At 73.8% G+C, this 15,720-nt stretch carries 13 protein-coding genes; 6 read left to right on the top strand and 7 right to left on the bottom strand.

All coding sequences use genetic code 11. The annotated features are described in order from the left end of the window. Nucleotides 1-19 precede the first annotated feature (19 nt). Nucleotides 20-922: a sulfate adenylyltransferase subunit CysD gene (gene cysD / locus BLP29_RS08225; RefSeq protein WP_207798408.1), complete on the top strand. Its 903-nt coding sequence runs from the start codon at nucleotides 20-22 to the stop codon at nucleotides 920-922. Here the strand turns inward: cysD and BLP29_RS08220 are convergent. Continuing rightward, entirely contained in the window at nucleotides 913-1,116 is a 204-nt protein-coding gene (locus tag BLP29_RS08220; RefSeq protein ID WP_092802235.1) for a hypothetical protein, read from the bottom strand. The genes cysD and BLP29_RS08220 overlap by 10 nt on opposite strands. 59 nt (nucleotides 1,117-1,175) lie before the next feature. Here BLP29_RS08220 and BLP29_RS08215 point away from each other — a divergent pair, with 59 nt between their 5' ends. Further along, the gene (locus BLP29_RS08215; protein ID WP_207798381.1) at nucleotides 1,176-2,462 is read left to right on the top strand and encodes a sulfate adenylyltransferase subunit 1; all 1,287 of its coding nucleotides are present in this window, start codon (nucleotides 1,176-1,178) and stop codon (nucleotides 2,460-2,462) included. Between the two features lie 7 nt (nucleotides 2,463-2,469). On the opposite strand, the gene BLP29_RS08210 is transcribed toward BLP29_RS08215, so the two are convergent. From BLP29_RS08210 to BLP29_RS08195, 4 genes are all read right to left on the bottom strand, one after another. Next, nucleotides 2,470-2,823, bottom strand: coding sequence for a hypothetical protein (locus BLP29_RS08210; RefSeq protein ID WP_092802232.1), 354 nt, complete (start codon nucleotides 2,821-2,823; stop codon nucleotides 2,470-2,472). A gap of 61 nt (nucleotides 2,824-2,884) precedes the next feature. Beyond that, complete coding sequence (locus tag BLP29_RS08205) at nucleotides 2,885-3,748, bottom strand: FAD binding domain-containing protein (protein WP_092802229.1); 864 nt, start codon at nucleotides 3,746-3,748, stop codon at nucleotides 2,885-2,887. Further along, on the bottom strand, nucleotides 3,745-4,248 hold the full coding sequence (locus BLP29_RS08200; protein WP_092802226.1) for a (2Fe-2S)-binding protein: 504 nt from the start codon (nucleotides 4,246-4,248) through the stop codon (nucleotides 3,745-3,747). Before BLP29_RS08200 ends, BLP29_RS08205 begins: the two co-directional genes overlap by 4 nt. Then, entirely contained in the window at nucleotides 4,248-6,536 is a 2,289-nt protein-coding gene (locus BLP29_RS08195; RefSeq protein ID WP_092802223.1) for a xanthine dehydrogenase family protein molybdopterin-binding subunit, read from the bottom strand. The genes BLP29_RS08200 and BLP29_RS08195 overlap by 1 nt, the downstream gene beginning before the upstream one ends. A gap of 155 nt (nucleotides 6,537-6,691) precedes the next feature. Here BLP29_RS08195 and BLP29_RS08190 point away from each other — a divergent pair, with 155 nt between their 5' ends. Continuing rightward, nucleotides 6,692-7,897 carry an MFS transporter gene (locus BLP29_RS08190; protein ID WP_092802220.1) on the top strand — a complete coding sequence of 402 codons (1,206 nt, stop codon included), beginning with the start codon at nucleotides 6,692-6,694 and terminating at the stop codon, nucleotides 7,895-7,897. A 3-nt stretch (nucleotides 7,898-7,900) separates the two neighbouring features. Here the strand turns inward: BLP29_RS08190 and BLP29_RS20975 are convergent, their stop codons facing one another. Together BLP29_RS20975 and hrpA are read right to left on the bottom strand one after the other, a co-directional pair. Further along, the gene (locus BLP29_RS20975; protein WP_165839328.1) at nucleotides 7,901-8,065 is read right to left on the bottom strand and encodes a hypothetical protein; all 165 of its coding nucleotides are present in this window, start codon (nucleotides 8,063-8,065) and stop codon (nucleotides 7,901-7,903) included. A 72-nt stretch (nucleotides 8,066-8,137) separates the two neighbouring features. Next, nucleotides 8,138-12,082, bottom strand: a complete 3,945-nt coding sequence (hrpA, locus tag BLP29_RS08185) for an ATP-dependent RNA helicase HrpA (RefSeq protein WP_092803157.1) — start codon at nucleotides 12,080-12,082, stop codon at nucleotides 8,138-8,140. A gap of 235 nt (nucleotides 12,083-12,317) precedes the next feature. Here hrpA and BLP29_RS08180 point away from each other — a divergent pair, with 235 nt between their 5' ends. The 3 genes from BLP29_RS08180 to BLP29_RS08170 all read left to right on the top strand — a co-directional run bounded on the left by BLP29_RS08180 (nucleotide 12,318) and on the right by BLP29_RS08170 (nucleotide 15,703). Continuing rightward, the gene (locus BLP29_RS08180) at nucleotides 12,318-12,779 is read left to right on the top strand and encodes a MarR family winged helix-turn-helix transcriptional regulator (RefSeq protein WP_243469785.1); all 462 of its coding nucleotides are present in this window, start codon (nucleotides 12,318-12,320) and stop codon (nucleotides 12,777-12,779) included. Further along, nucleotides 12,776-14,692 (top strand): MDR family MFS transporter, encoded by a 1,917-nt coding sequence (locus tag BLP29_RS08175; protein ID WP_092802216.1) that lies wholly within the window; start codon nucleotides 12,776-12,778, stop codon nucleotides 14,690-14,692. The genes BLP29_RS08180 and BLP29_RS08175 overlap by 4 nt, the downstream gene beginning before the upstream one ends. Nucleotides 14,693-14,788: 96 nt before the next feature. Beyond that, nucleotides 14,789-15,703 (top strand): alpha/beta fold hydrolase, encoded by a 915-nt coding sequence (locus BLP29_RS08170; RefSeq protein WP_092802213.1) that lies wholly within the window; start codon nucleotides 14,789-14,791, stop codon nucleotides 15,701-15,703. Nucleotides 15,704-15,720: the final 17 nt, after the last annotated feature.

Raw genomic sequence — 15,720 nt, 5'->3', positions numbered from 1 at the left:
GGAGCACCCGCGCGTGAGCATGCCTGACCTGCACCTGACCCAGTTGCAGCGGCTCGAGGCCGAGTCCGTGCACGTGCTGCGCGAGGTCGCCGCCGAGCTCGAGCGGCCGGTGCTGCTGTTCAGCGGCGGCAAGGACTCGATCGTGATGCTCGAGCTGGCGCGCAAGGCCTTCGCCCCGGCCCGCATCCCGTTCCCGGTCATGCACGTGGACACCGGGCTGAACTTCCCGGAGGTGCTGGCCTTCCGCGACCGCCGGGTGGCCGAGCTCGGCGTCGAGCTGGTCGTGGCCTCGGTGCCCGACGCGATCGCCGCGGGCACGGTGCGCGAGGAGCCCAACGGGTCGCGCAACCGCATCCAGACCCCGGTGCTGCTCGACGCGGTCGAGCAGCACGGCTTCACCGCCCTGTTCGGCGGCGCCCGCCGCGACGAGGACAAGGCGCGGGCCAAGGAGCGGGTGTTCAGCTTCCGCGACGAGTTCGGCCAGTGGGACCCGAAGAACCAGCGCCCGGAGCTGTGGGACCTCTACAACGGCCGCATCCACCTGGGCGAGTCGATCCGGGTGTTCCCGCTGTCGAACTGGACCGAGCTGGACATCTGGGGCTACATCGCGCAGGAGCGCATCGCGATCCCCGACCTCTACCTGGCCGCCGAGCGCGACGTCGTAGACCGCGGCGGCATGCTCTACGCGGTCAACGAGTTCATCACCCCGAAGCCCGGCGAGACCGTGTTCCGGGAGTCGGTGCGCTACCGAACCGTGGGCGACGCCAACCTCACCGCCGCCGTGCGCTCGACCGCCTCCACCGTCGAGGAGGTCATCGCCGAGATCGCGGTGACCCGGCTGACCGAGCGTGGCGCCACCCGCGGCGACGACAAGGTCAGCGACGCCGCCATGGAGGACCGCAAGAAGGAGGGCTACTTCTGATGGCGGCGCCGGCGCAGCAGCCAGCGCACCGTGACCAGCAGCAGCACCAGCCCGGTCAGCCAACCGACGACCTCCGGCGCGCGGGAGCCCAGCGGGTGCCCGAGCAGGTCGTCGACCAGCGCCGTCAGGCCGTAGCCCGCCAGGTAGCCGACCACCACCACGAGCAGGCCGGGCACCAGCGGGGCGAAGAACACCCCGCCAGCGTCCGCCCCTGCACGCTCCCCAGCCAGCCAGACACCCAGGAGGTGGCCGCGTGAGCGCCCCCGTCGACACCCTCACCGCCGCGGCGGCCGAGATCGCCAGCGCCCGCAAGGACATGCTGCGCATCGCCACCGCCGGCTCGGTCGACGACGGCAAGTCCACGCTCATCGGCCGGCTGCTCTACGACTCCAAGGCGGTCTTCGAGGACCAGTACGAGGCCATCTCGCGGGCCTCCCGCGGCGACCACGTCGACCTCTCGCTGCTCACCGACGGGCTGCGGGCCGAGCGCGAGCAGGGCATCACCATCGACGTCGCCTACCGGTACTTCACCACTCCGCGGCGCACCTTCGTCCTGGCCGACACCCCCGGGCACGTGCAGTACACCCGCAACATGGTCACCGGCGCCTCGACCGCCGACCTCGCGATCGTGCTGGTCGACGCCCGCAAGGGCATGCTCGAGCAGTCGCGTCGCCACGCCTTCCTGGCCGCGCTGCTGCGGGTGCCGCACCTCGTGGTCGCGGTCAACAAGATGGACCTCGTCGACTGGTCCGAGGGCGTGTTCACCGCCATCCGCGACGAGGCCACCACCTTCGCCGCACGTCTGGGGGTCCCCGACATCACGGTCGTGCCCATCTCGGCGCTGGCCGGGGACAACGTGGTCACCGCCTCGCAGAACATGCCCTGGTACGACGGCCCCTCGCTGCTGCACCACCTCGAGCAGGTGGAGGTCGTCGGCGACGCCAACGTGGCCGACGCCCGGTTCCCGGTGCAGTACGTCATCCGGCCGCAGTCCGACGCCCACCGCGACTACCGCGGCTACGCCGGCACCGTGGCCAGCGGGGTGCTCCGGGTCGGCGACGCCGTGCAGGTGCTGCCCTCGGGGCGCACCACGACCATCGCCGGCATCGACGGCCCGGCCGGTCCGGTCGAGGTCGCGTTCCCGCCCATGGCGGTCACCGTGCGGCTCACCGACGACGTCGACGTCTCCCGCGGCGACCTGGTCTGCCACCTCGACGACGCCCCCGCGGTCACCCAGGAATTGGAGGCCGTCGTGTGCTGGATGGCCGACGAGCCGCTGCGCGGGCGCCGCAAGCTCGTGCTCAAGCACACCACCCGCTCGGTGCGCGCGGTCGTCACCTCGGTGCACCACCGGCTCGACGTCAACACCCTCGACCACGACGTCGAGGCCGGCGAACTGGGCCTCAACGACATCGGCCGGGTCACCCTCAAGGCGATGCAGCCGCTGTTCGTCGACGACTACGCCCGCAACCGCGTCACCGGCCGCTTCATCCTCGTCGACGAGGCCACCAACGCCACGGTGGGCGCCGGCATGCTGTGAGCGCCGCTCAGCCCAGCAGGTCGGGGCGCTGCGCGCGGAACCACTCGCCCAGCCGGCCCGCCGGGAAGTCGGGGGCGTAGGCGCCCAGGTCGACGTGCGGGCGCTGCTCGCGCGCCTCCTGGTCGATGTTCGCCTTCTGCAGGGCCGGGATCTGCGGCGACAGCTCGACCTGGGTCGGCCCGTGCACCGCCGTCGACCGGGCGGTGGGCGCGGCGGTCAGGGCCTGCACGCGCCGGCCGGTGCTGCCCGGGGTGCGGTAGCCGTTCTGCGCCGGGCCGGCCCCGATGTCGGTCATGTCGACCCACCGCAACCGGATGCGCCGGTGGGGCTCCTGGACCTCCAGCCCCTCGGCGGAGGCCACGAGGACCGCTCGTCCACCGGGGTCCCCCGGCCGGTCACCCGGTCGGAGGACCCCCGACGGCTCAGGCGGCCGTGGACTCCGCGGTGCTCGCCCCGGTCTCGCCGGAGGCGACCTTCAGGGCGCGCTTGGTGAGCAGGCGCGCCAGGTGGGAGCGGTACTCGGCGTCGGCGTGCATGTCGCTCGAGGGCGACGTGCCCTCGGCGGCCAGCTCGGCGGCGTCCTCGATGCTCCTCCCCTCGGCGAGCGCGGCCTCGACGGCGGACGCCTTCAGCACCACGCCGCCCATGTTCGCCAGGGCCACGCCCACCGAGCCGTCGGGCAGGTGCACGGCGGCGGCCGCGACGATGGGCCAGTCGTTCTCGCGGCGGGTGAACTTCTCGTAGCCCCAGCCGCCGGCACCGGTGCGCGGCACCCGCAGCTCGACGATCAGCTCACCCTCCTCCATCGCGGTCTCGAAGAACCCGAGGAAGAACTCGGTGATCGGGATCGACCGCCGACCCGACGGGCCCTGGACCACCACGGTCGCCCCGAGCGCGAGCAGGGCGGTGGGCAGGTCCGACGCCGGGTCGCAGTGCGCGACGGTGCCGCCGAGCGTGCCCTTGTGCCGCACCTGCGGGTCACCGACCCGGGAGGCGACGTGCGGCAGCAGCGGCACCTCGGCCTGGGCGACCTCGGACTTCTCCAGCTCGTGGTGCCGGGTGCCGGCTCCGATGGCCACCTCGTCGCCGTCGACCCGGACGTAGGAGAGCTCCTGCACCCCGGAGATGTCGATGAGCACCGAGGGCACGGCCAGCCGCAGCTTCATGATCGGGAGCAGCGAGTGCCCGCCGGCCAGGATCTTGGCGTCCTCGCCGTGCTCGGCCAGGGCGGCCACCGCCTCGTCGACGGTGGACACCCGCACGTATTCGAACGCTGCGGGGATCACGCGGTCACCTCCTGCTTGGCCGAGGGGACCTGGCCGGCGGCGGGGCCGGACTCGGCGGCCTTGAGCACCGCCTGCACGATGTTGTGGTAGCCGGTGCACCGGCAGAGGTTGCCCTCGAGACCCTCGCGGACCTCGCGGTCGGTGGGGTTCGGGTTGTCGGCCAGGACGCCGACGGCGGCCATGACCATGCCCGAGGTGCAGAACCCGCACTGCAGGCCGTGCTCGGAGCGGAAGGCGGCCTGCACGGGGTGCAGCTCGCCGTCGGTGGAGAGGCCCTCGAGCGTGGTGACCTCCGACCCCTCGGCCTGCAGCGCGAGCACCGTGCAGCTCTTCACGGTGAGCCCGTCGACCATGACGGTGCAGGCACCGCACGACGTCGAGTCGCAGCCGATGTTGGTGGCGGTCAGCCCCAGGTTGTCGCGCAGGTGGTGCGCCAGCAGCGTGCGCGGTTCGACCTCGTCGGTCCGCTGCTGCCCGTTGACGGTCATCGAGACCTGCATCAGTTGGTGCTCCCCTTCTGGGCTTCGCGGACGGCGCGCCAGACGCGCATGGAGGTGGCGGGCATGTCGATGTGCCGCACGCCCAGGTGGGCCACGGAGTCGACGACGGCGGACTGCACCGCCGGGGTGGAGCCGATGGTGCCGGCCTCGCCGATCCCCTTGGCACCCAACGGGTTCATCGGGGTGGGCGTGGCCATCTCGACCAGCTCGAAGCTGGGCAGCTCGGTGGCCGAGACGAACGGGTAGTCGGCGAAGGTCGACGTCTGCGGGTTGCCGTCCTCGTCGTAGAGGATCTCCTCCAGCAGCGCCTGCCCCACGCCCTGCGCGATGCCGCCGTGCCGCTGACCCTCGGCCAGCAACGGGTTGATGATCGTGCCGGCGTCGTCGACGGTGATCAGCCGCGTGACCACGGCCTTGCCCGACTCGACGTCGGTCTCGACGACGGCGACGTGCGCGCCGAACGGGAACGTCGGCGCGTTCGCGGTGAACGTCGTCTGCACGATCAGCTGCTCGTCGGCGGCCAGCTGCGCCCACGTGATGCCCGTGCCGGGCGTGCCCTTGACCGACAGGCCCGCGTTGGCGAGGTCGACCTCGAGGTCGTCGGGGTTGGCCTCGAGCAGCTCGGCGGCGCGCTTGCGAGCCACCTCGACCAGCTCGACGGCGGCCTGGTGCACCGCGGCGCCGCCCTGCTGCAGCGAGCGCGAGCCCATCGTGCCGCCGCCGTCGGGGATGCGGTCGGTGTCGCCGTGCAGCACGGTGATCTTCTCGACCGGGATGCCCAGCTGCTCGCTGGCCAGCATCGCCCAGGTGGTGGCGTGGCCCTGGCCGTGCGGCGAGGTGCCGGTGAGCACGGTCGCCGTCCCGTCGGGGTGCACCTCGAGCTCGGCGTTCTCCGAGGTGCCGTGGCCGGAGTCGGCGCCGGTGATCTCGACGTAGGCCGAGACGCCGATGCCCAGCTGGCGGACGTCGCCGCGCTCGCGGCGGCGGGCCTGCTCGGCCCGCAGCTCGGCGTAGCCCGCGGCCTCCAGCACCCGGTCCAGCGCCGCGGCGTAGTCACCGCTGTCGTAGGTCGCGCCCGAGGACGTCGTGAACGGCTCGGTGAAGGGTGCGATGAAGTTCTTGCGCCGCACATCGGCGGGGTCCATGCCGATCTCGGCGGCGAAGAGGTCCATCGCCCGCTCGGCGGCGGCGGTGGCCTCGGGCCGGCCGGCGCCGCGGTAGGCGCCGATCGAGGTGCCGTTGGTGGCGTAGCAGGTGGCCTGGGCGTGCACCTTGGGGATGTCGTAGACCGCGGCGGCCATGAGCATCGTCAGGGTGGGCAGCACGGTGCCGATGCGCGGGTAGGCGCCGCAGTCCTGGTTCACGACCAGGCTGTAGGCCTTGACGGTGCCGTCGCGGTCGCCGCCGATCGTGATGACCTGGTCCTGGGCGCGGCCCTGGAGCATGCCGGTCATGTTCTCCGAGCGGCTCTCGGCCCAGCGCACGGGCCGCCCGGCCTGCTGCGCGAGCCACGCGACGAAGGCGTACTCCTGGTCGGCGCCGATCTTCGCGCCGAACCCGCCGCCGACGTCGGGGGTGACCAGGTGCACGAGCTTGGGGTCCAGGCCCAGCCAGCCGGCGATCTGGCCCTGGGCCTGCTGCGCGCCCTGGTTGGTGCACCAGATGGTGACCCGGCCGTCCTCGCCCCAGGCCGCCGAGGCCGCGCGGGTCTCCAGCGGGGCCGCGGCCACGCGCTGGTTGACGATCGCGCGGGTCACGACGACCTCGCAGTCGGCGAAGAAGTCCTCGGGGGCCGGCTCGCCGAACGCGGCGACCTTGTTGGTGCCCACCTCGGGGAACAGCACGGTCTCGTCGGTGGCGGCGGCCGCGGTGCCGACCACGGCCGGCAGCGGGTCGATGTCGACGACGACCATCTCGGCGGCGTCCTCGCCCTGGTAGCGCTCCTCGGTGAGGACGACGGCGACCAGGTCGCCGACGAAGTGCACGCGCCCGCCCACCGGCACCAGCCACGGCCGGGCGAAGCCGGCGTCCAGGAAGGGCAGCGGCGGGGGCACCGGCTGCAGGTCACCGAGGTCCTCGGCGGTGTAGACCGCGACGACGCCGGGGGCCTCGCGGGCCGCCGAGGCGTCGACCTCGGTCACGGTGCCGTGCGCGACGGTCGACCGGACGAAGGTGGCGTGCAGGGCGCCGGCGAGGCGGGGGTCGGTGAGGTCGTCGGTGTAGACCGCCCCACGGGTGAGGAAGAGGGGGTCCTCCGTGCGGACGACCCGGGTGCCGAGGATGCTCATGGGCTCGCTCCGTTGCTGGGCGACGGGTGGAACGCGCCCCGCGGGCGGGGTGCTCGGCGTCACTCTCGCACGCCGCGTGTGAGCGGCGACACCCTGCCTTCCGCCGAGCGGCACCCGGTGCCACCGGTCCGCCCGGTCCGTGGTCTGCTGGGGCCATGGAGTCAGCGCGCACGCGCGGCGGCGCGCTGCTGCTGATGGTCGCCGTCGTGGTCGTGGCGCTGAACCAGCGGCCGGCCGTGGTGGGCGTGGCCCCGGTGCTCGGCGCCCTCCGCGCCGACACGGGGTTGTCCAGCGCCCTCGCCGGGTTGCTCACCTCGCTGCCCGTGCTGTGCTTCGGCGCCTTCGCCCCGGTGGCGCCGCGCGTGGCCCGCCGGGTGGGCCTGGAGACCGCCGTCGCCGCCTCGCTCGTGCTGCTGGTGGCCGGGACGGCGCTGCGGCTGCTGTCCCCCGTGGCCGTGCTCTACGCCGGCACCGTCGTGGCCGGCGGCGCGATCGCGGTGGCCAACGTGCTGGTGCCGGCCTACGTGAAGCGCGAGTTCGCCCGGCCCGGGCTCCCGATGGGCCTGTACTCCGCGGCCCTCAACGTCGGTGCCGCCCTGGCCGCCGGGCTGACGGTGCCCGTCGGCGCCGCGCTGGGGCTGGACTGGCGCGGCGCGCTGGCCGTGTGGGGCGCGCTCGCCGTCCTCGGGCTGGCGGTGTGGCTCCCGGTGGCCGGCACCGGACGGGACGACCGCGGCGCACCAGCCGCGCCCGGCGGGTCGTGGGGTCTGCTGCGGCACGCCACGGCCCGGCAGGCCACGATCTACCTGGGGCTGCAGAGCATCCAGTTCTACGGGCTCTCGGCCTGGCTGCCCACCCTGCTGGCCGACGAGGGGCTGCCGGTGGAGGCGGGCGGGGCGCTGCTGGCCGTGGCCACGGTGGCCGGCGCGGTCGGGGCGTTCGTCGCGCCCACGCTGGCCGGTGCTCTGCAGCAGCGCCACCGCGGACAGCGCTCGCTGGTCGCGGCGGTGGTCGCCGGCTACCTCGTGGGGCTGGCTGGGCTGCTGCTGGCCCCGACGACGGGCACCGTGGTGTGGGTGGTGCTGTTCGGGGTGGCCCAGGGGGGCGGCTTCGCCCTGGGGCTGACGCTCGTCGTGCTGCGCAGCGCGACGCCGCTGACCGCTGCCCGCCTCGGCGGGGTGGCGCAGTGCCTGGGCTACCTGTTCGCCGCGCTCGGCCCGGTGGTGCTCGGCGCGCTGCACGACCTCACGGGTGGCTGGTCGTGGTCGCTGGGGCTGCTGCTCGCGCTGCTGGTGCCCCTGGCGTGGTCGGGCTGGGGGGCGGCCCGCGACGTCGTCCTGCCGGAGCCGTCGCGGGCCTGAGCCCTACTCGGTCGGCGCGGGGGCCTCGGAGGGGTCGCCGTCCCAGTCCTTGCCGGCGTTCTGCGCGTTCTCCGACGCGCTGTCGGTCTGCGCGGCCACGGTCTCGACCATCTCGCGGTCGCTGACCCCCTCGCCGGCGGCGTGCGTCTCGGCGCTGTGCTTGCTCATCGTGGGCCCTTCGTCGGTGGACGGTCCTGCTCGTCCCTCCCCGACCGGCGCGCCGCGCAAACGCCGGCGCACTCAGCCCAGGGCGTCGATGGCCTTGACGATCCGCTGCTCGCTGACCGACCGGGGCGTGCCGACCGACGGCGCGAACAGGCTCACGCGCAGCTCCTCGACCATCCAGCGGATGCGGGCCACGGGGTCGTCCGGGCCGCCCACCGAGGGCACCCGCGACCGGAGCTGCCGGTACTCCTCGGTGACCGCCTCCACCTGCTCCTGGTGGATCGCGTCGCGGCCCGCGCCGGCGGGCAGCTTCTCCAACCGCACCGCCATGGCCGTGAGGTACCGGACGGCGTCGCGCAGCCGCCGGTGCCCGAGCGTGGCCACGAACCCGCGGTGCAGCAGCCCGGTCATCTGGGCGCGCAGGTCGGCCACGACGGCCGCCGGCACGCCCCGCCCGGGGGCGGCGCCGATGGCGATGGCGGTCTCGCGGGCCTGGGTGAGCACCGCCTCGACCCGGCGCACGGTCTCGGCCGTCAGGGTGTGCAGCTGCGTGCGCGAGGCCTCGACGAGCACGGCGAAGGCCTCCTCCGTGCGGGGCGGGCCGCCGTGCTGGGCGATCAGCTCGTCTGCGGCGGCGTCGACGCAGTCGGCCACCAGGTCGGGGATCTCGCCGTCGGGGTTGAACTGCAGCGCCAGCCGGGTGCGCGGCTGCAGCGACTTCACCACCTTGGCCGCGGGCGAGCCGACGGCGAGCAGCAGCAGCCGGCGAGCCCCCAGCCAGGTCAGCCGCGACGCCTCGGCGGCCGTGGGCACCACCCGGACGCCGACCGTGGCGCCCTCGTCGACCAGCGCCGGGTAGGCAGTGACCAGGTGCCCCTGCCGGTCGACCTGCACGGTCCCGGGCAGCGTGCCGAGGGTCCAGGAGGTCAGGCCGGTGCGCGAGACGTCGGCCGAGGCCTTGGCCAGCGACTTCCTGGACTCCCCCGCGACCTGGCGGCGCAGGGCCTCGAGGTCCTTGCCCGACGCCAGGGGCCGATCGCGGTCGTCGAGCACCCGGAAGGTGGCCCGCAGGTGGTCGGGCACCGAGGCCGGCGCCCACGCGTCGTGCGGGACCAGCACCGCCACCGAACGACGGATCTCGCGCTCGAGGGCCGGCAGCAGCGGCTCGGTGGGGTCGATGTGCGGCAGCACCTCGCGCACCCGGTCGGGGATCGGCACGAGGCCGCGGCGCAGCTGCTTGGGCAGCCCGCGCAGCAGCGCCGTCACCAGCTCCTCGCGCTGGCCGGGCACCGTCCACGCCAGCGAGGCACCGGAGGTCTCGGCGGCCACCGTGTCGAGCACGCCGAGCGGGACGTCGACGGTCACGCCGTCGTCGGCGGCGCCCGGGTCGAAGGCGTAGGACAGCGGCAGCACGAGCCCGTGCGTCAGGTGCACCTCGTCGGGGAAGTCGCCGGCGGCGACCTGCTCGGCGACACCGGCGTCGGTGACCATCCCCGGCGTGAGGTCCAGCAGGTGCGGGTGCTGCCGGCGGGCCTGCTTCCACCAGGTGTCGAAGTGCCGGGTGGACACCACCTCGGGCCCGACGCGGGCGTCGTAGAGCTCGAAGACCGTCTCGTCGTCGACCCGCAGGTCGCGCCGGCGGGCGCGCTCCTCGAGCTCCGCGACCTGGGCCAGCACCGCCTGGTTGTGCGCCCAGAACCGGTGGTTGGTCTGCCACTCGCCCTGCACCAGCGCGTGCCTGATGAACAGCTCACGGCTGACCACGGGGTCGATCGAGCCGTACTGCACGCGTCGACCGACCACGAGCGGGATGCCGTAGAGCGTGATCCGCTCGGTGGCCACGACCGAGCCGCGCTTGGCGTCCCACCGTGGCTCGGAGTACTGCCGCTTGACCAGGTGGTCGGCCAGCTTCTCGATCGTCTCGGGGTCGACCCGGGCCACGGTGCGGGCGAACAGCCGGCTGGTCTCGACCAGCTCGCCGGCGACCACCCAGCGCGGCGGCTTGCGGGTGAGCACCGAGCCCGGCGCGATGACGAACTTCGCGCCGCGGGCACCCAGGTACTCCCTCGACCCGCGCCGCTTGTCCCCCGGCGAGGCGTCCTTGCCGAGGTCCTGCTGCAGGCCGACCTGGGAGAGCAGCCCCGACAGGAGCGCGGCGTGCACCCCCCGCTCGTCGGGCTCCGCCGCCACGCCGCCGCGCCCGTCCTGCACCGTCATGCCGAGACGCCGGGCGGTGCCGCGCAGCTGGCCGTGCAGGTCCTGCCACTCGCGGATGCGCAGCCAGTGCAGGAACTCGCGCTTGACGGTGCGCCGGAACTGGTTGCCGCTCAGCTCGGACTGCTTCTCGGTGAGGTAGCGCCACAGGTTGAGCAGCGAGACGAAGTCGGAGTCCTCCGCGGCGAACCGGGCGTGCATCTGGTCGGCGGCGGCCTGCGCGTCGGCGGGGCGTTCGCGCACGTCCTGCACGGTGAGCCCCGCGGCGATGACCAGCACCTCCTCCAGCACCCCGCGCCGGTCGGCCTCGACCACCATGCGGGCCAACCGGGGGTCCAGCGGTAGGGCGGCCAGGGCCCGCCCGGTCTCGGTGAGCCGGCCGTCGTCGAGGGCGCCGAGCTCGTCGAGCAGCGCGTAGCCGTCGGCGACCGCGCGCCGGTCCGGCGGGTCGAGGAAGGGGAAGTCCTCCACCGCGCCGAGGCCGAGGGAGGCCATCTGCAGCAGCACCGAGGCCAGCGACGTCCGCAGGATCTCGGGGTCGGTGAACTCGGGCCGGCTCTCGAAGTCCGCCTCGCTGTACAGCCGGATGGCGATGCCGTCCGAGGTGCGGCCGCACCGGCCCGAGCGCTGCCGGGCCGAGGCCTGGCTGATGTCCTCGATCGGCAGCCGCTGCACCTTGGTGCGCGCGGAGTACCGGCTGATCCGGGCGGTGCCGGGGTCGACGACGTACCGGATGCCGGGCACGGTCAGCGACGTCTCGGCGACGTTGGTGGCCAGCACGATGCGGCGGCCGGTGTGGGCCTGGAAGACCTTGTGCTGGTCGGCGGCCGACAGCCGCGAGTAGAGCGGCAGCACCTCGGCCTGGAGGGCCGCGTCGCCGAGCGCGTCGGCGGTGTCGCGGATGTCGCGCTCGCCGGCCAGGAACACCAGCACGTCGCCCGGCCCCTCGGCCACGAGCTCGCGGCAGGCGTCGACGATCGCCGTCACCTGGTCGCGGTCGGGGTCCGCCTCCGGGTCGTCGGGGTCCACGACCGGCCGGTACCGGACCTCGACCGGGTACGTGCGGCCCGAGACCTCCACCACCGGGGCGTCGCCGAAGTGCTTGGCGATCCGGTCGACGTCGATGGTCGCCGAGGTGATGACGACCTTGAGGTCGGGACGGCGGGGCAGCAGCTGGGCCAGGTAGCCGAGCAGGAAGTCGATGTTCAGCGACCGCTCGTGGGCCTCGTCGACGACGATCGTGTCGTACTGGCGCAGCAGCCGGTCGCGCTGCACCTCGGCCAGCAGCACGCCGTCGGTCATGAGCTTGACCAGGCTGGTGTCGCTGACCTGGTCGGTGAACCGCACCTTGTAGCCGACCACCTCGCCGAGGGCGGAGCCCAGCTCCTCGGCGATGCGCTCGGCGACGGTGCGGGCGGCGATGCGGCGCGGCTGGGTGTGCCCGATGCGGCCGCGCACGCCCCGGCCCAGCTCGAGCAGGATCTTGGGCAGCTGGGTGGTCTTGCCCGACCCGGTCTCGCCGGCCACCACCACGACCTGGTGGTCGCGGATGGCCGCGGCGATGTCCTCGCGCCGTCCGCTGACCGGCAGCTGCTCGGGGTAGGCGACCGTGGGGACGGCGGCCGCTCGGGCGGCGATGCGCGCCTCGGCCCGGCCGACGTCGGCGGCGAGCTGCTCGTGCTTGCGGGCCCGGGCGGCCGGGTCGCGCACCCCGCGCAGCTGGTCGAGGCGGCGGCGCAGGCGGTGCTCGTCGTCGAGGGTCAGCCCGGGCAGGCGGGACCGCAGTTCGTCGGTCCCGGTGCTCACGCCCACCAGTTTCCCACCCCGCCGCCACCTGGTTGACGATGCTCCGCGCAACCAGTTGCACGCATCACATCAACATGCACGGTGCAACTGATTGCATGTACCGCACAACGAGTTGTACCGTCCAACCGTCCCGCCACCGCGGGGCCGCCCCACCTCCTCCCCCGGAGCGCCCGTGAACGACTCCCTGGTGGCCTCCGCGCCCGCCTCGCCCGAGAGACGGGGTGACGTGCACACCGTGTCCGACCAGATGGCCCGCCTCATGCGCGTCGTCCACGCGTTGAAGGCCGCCGTCACCGCCGGCGGGGACTCCCGCGAGCGGGCCGCGCACGTGCTGCTCTTCCCGCTGTCCCGCCTGGGACCGCAGCGGCAGAGCGCCCTCGCCGAGATGGTCCACGCCGACCCCTCGACGGTCAGCCGGCACGTCACCGTCCTCGTCGACGCCGGTCTCGTCCGGCGCGTCGCCGACGCCCACGACGGCCGCGCCAGCCAGCTCGTCATCACCCCGGCCGGCACGGACGTCGTCGCCGCGATGCACCGCGAGCGCGAGGCCCTCTTCGACTCCGTGACCGCCGAGTGGTCCGACGAGGACCTCACCGCCTTCGGCGACCTCCTGGAGCGCTTCGTCGGTGACCTCACCGACGCGCTCCCCTCCGTGGTCGCCGCCCAGTCCCGACCCACCCCCGAGAAGGACCGATGACCCAGACCACCGACCGCGCGGAGGCCTCGGCCGGCCGCCGGGCCGCCGCCGCCCCCGGCGCCGACGGCACCTTCACCCACCGCCAGATCATCACGATCCTGGTCGGCCTCCTGCTGGGCATGTTCCTGGCGGCGCTGGACCAGACCGTGGTCTCCACGGCCATCCGCACCATCGCCGACGACCTGAAGGGCTACGACCTGCAGGCGTGGGCCACCACGGCGTTCCTCATCACCTCGACGATCGCCACCCCGCTGTACGGGAAGCTGTCCGACATCTACGGGCGCCGCCCGTTCTTCATCTTCGCCATCGCGGTCTTCGTGGTCGGTTCCGCCCTGTGCGGCATCTCCACCTCGATGTACGAGCTCGCCGCCTGGCGGGCCGTGCAGGGCATCGGCGCCGGTGGCCTGATGTCGCTGGCGCTGGCGATCATCGCCGACATCGTGCCGCCGCGTGAGCGCTCGAAGTACCAGGGCTACTTCATGGCCGTCTTCGGCACCTCCTCGGTGCTCGGCCCGGTCATCGGCGGCGCCCTGGCCGGCCAGGACTCGATCCTGGGCCTGTCGGGCTGGCGCTGGATCTTCTGGGTCAACGTGCCGCTGGGCATCCTCGCCCTGGCCGTCGTCTTCAAGAACCTGCACCTTCCCCACCAGCGGCAGAGCCGGCGCATCGACTACCCGGGCGCCATCACCCTCATCGCCTTCCTCGTGCCGCTGCTGATCGTCGCCGAGCAGGGCCGCACCTGGGGCTGGAGCTCCACCAGCGCGATCGTCTGCTACGCCATCGGGGCCGTGGGCTTCGTCGCCTTCGTGCTCGCCGAGCGCGCCTACCGCGACGACGCGCTGCTGCCGCTGCGCATGTTCACCAACCGCACGTTCTCGGTCAGCGCGATCAGCTCGGTCGTGGTCGGCATGGGCATGTTCGGCGGACTGCTGCTGCTCCCCCAGTACCTGCAGATCGTGCACGGCTCCTCGGCCACCGAGGCCGGCCTGCAGATGATCCCGCTGGTGCTGGGCATCATGACCGGCGCGATGAGCTCGGGCATCGCGATCGGCAAGAGCGGCAAGTACAAGAAGTTCCCGCTCATCGGCCTGGTGCTGATGATCGGCGCGCTGACGTCGCTGTCGTTCGTCGTCGGCGCCGACACGAACTACTGGGTGATGGTGCCGTTCATGGTGGCCATGGGTGTCGGCCTGGGCTTCAACTTCCAGCCGATCATCCTGGCCGTGCAGAACGCCGTCAGCCCCCGCGAGATCGGCGTGGCCACCTCCTCGGTCACCTTCTTCCGCCAGATGGGCGGCACGCTGGGCACCGCGATCTTCCTGTCGGTGCTGTTCAGCTCGCTGCCGACCAACATCGGCGACGCCTACGCCGACGCCCAGTCGTCCGCGGCGTTCCAGCAGGCCGCGCAGGCCAACCCCGACCAGCTCCAGCAGCTGCAGGGCGCCGGCGCCGACCTGTCGGACACCTCGTTCATCCAGCGCATCGACCCGGCCCTGGCGCTGCCGTTCAAGGACGGCTTCGCGACCTCGATCGACTTCGTGTTCCTGCTGGCCGCGGCCGCCCTGGTCGTCGGGTTCGTGGTCCTGTTCTGGCTGCCGCAGGTCGCCCTGCGCAACCAGTCCGGCGTCCAGGCCCGGCAGTCCGGTGCCGCGGAGGGTGCGCCCACCGCGGACGCGCCCGCCCAGCAGCCGGCCACCGTGGCCGCGAACGCGGTCGGGGCCGCCGCACCCACGTCGAGCGCCGCGACCAGCACGAGCGACACCGGTCGCCACGCCCGCGTGGGGGACCAGCCGCTCGGCAAGCACGAGGACGTCGGTGACGACCACGGCAGGCACGAGGGGGACGACGACGCCCCGACCGGGCTCGACAGCATCCCCGCCGACCACCTCCCGGCCGGTCGGCCCCAGGACTGACGTCCACCGCACCACCGCGTCACCCCACCGCGTCACCCCACCGCCCCCCGCAGCGCACCCGCTGCGGGGGCGGTCGCGTTCGGGCAGGGTGCCCGCATGGGCGATGCGCTGTTCCCCGGCTTCGAGGTGCTCGACCTGGACGTCGAGCACGAGCACGGCGGCACGCGGGTGCACGCGGTCCTCGGGGGCCAGGGACCGCCGCTGGTGCTGCTGCACGGCTACCCGCAGACCCATGCGCTCTGGGCCGGCATCGCCCCGGAGCTGGCCCGCGACCACACGCTGGTGGTCCCCGACCTGCGCGGCTACGGCGACTCGGGCAGACCCGCGGACGCCGCCGACCACCGGCCCCACTCGTTCCGCGCGATGGCTGCCGACGTCGCCGCCCTCATGGCGCACCTGGGCCACGACCGCTACGCCGTCGTCGGGCACGACCGCGGGGCCCGGGTCACCCACCGGCTCGCGCTCGACCACCCCGACCGCGTCACCCGGGCCGCCGTCCTCGACGTCCTGCCGACCGCGCACGTGTACGCGCACGTCGACCGGCGCCTGGCCACCGCCTACTACCACTGGTTCTTCTACCTGCAGCCGGCGCCGGTGCCCGAGGACCTGATCGCCGGCGACCCGATCGGCTACCTGCACACGCTGCTCGGCGGCTGGGGCGGTCCGCTCGGTGCGCACTCCCCCGCCCAGCTGGCCGAGTACGAGCGCTGCTTCGCCGACCCGGCCACCCGGCACGCCATGCTCGAGGACTACCGCGCCGGCGCCTCGGTCGACCTCGAGCACGACGCCGCCGACGCCGCGGCGGGCCACCGGGTCAGCTGCCCGCTGCTCGTGCTGTGGGGTGCCCACGGCGTCGTGGGCACCGGTCCCGACGACGTCCTGGCGGTCTGGCGCGAGCGGGCCGAGCGCGACGACCTAGTCACGGGCCAGCCGATCGACGCCGGCCACTTCCTGGTCGACGAGGCCCCGATGCAGACCCTCGGCGCGCTCCGGACGTTCCTCGCGGATTGATCTTGCAGTTCGGCAAC

Origin of the sequence: Klenkia marina (assembly GCF_900101025.1) — a bacterium.
GTDB classification, from domain to species: Bacteria; Actinomycetota; Actinomycetes; order Mycobacteriales; family Geodermatophilaceae; genus Klenkia; species Klenkia marina.
The sequence above is the reverse complement of the archived record's forward strand: the minus strand, read 5'-3'. Positions and strand labels throughout refer to the sequence as shown.

Excerpts from the sequence above, each read along its gene's own strand:
- cysD (WP_207798408.1), top strand. The coding sequence starts at position 20 with ATGCCTGACCTGCACCTGACCCAGTTGCAGCGGCTCGAGGCCGAGTCC.
- BLP29_RS08200 (WP_092802226.1), bottom strand. The coding sequence starts at position 4,248 with ATGCAGGTCTCGATGACCGTCAACGGGCAGCAGCGGACCGACGAGGTC.
- BLP29_RS08195 (WP_092802223.1), bottom strand. The coding sequence starts at position 6,536 with ATGAGCATCCTCGGCACCCGGGTCGTCCGCACGGAGGACCCCCTCTTC.
- BLP29_RS08190 (WP_092802220.1), top strand. The coding sequence starts at position 6,692 with ATGGAGTCAGCGCGCACGCGCGGCGGCGCGCTGCTGCTGATGGTCGCC.
- BLP29_RS20975 (WP_165839328.1), bottom strand. The coding sequence starts at position 8,065 with ATGAGCAAGCACAGCGCCGAGACGCACGCCGCCGGCGAGGGGGTCAGC.
- BLP29_RS08175 (WP_092802216.1), top strand. The coding sequence starts at position 12,776 with ATGACCCAGACCACCGACCGCGCGGAGGCCTCGGCCGGCCGCCGGGCC.
- BLP29_RS08170 (WP_092802213.1), top strand. The coding sequence starts at position 14,789 with ATGGGCGATGCGCTGTTCCCCGGCTTCGAGGTGCTCGACCTGGACGTC.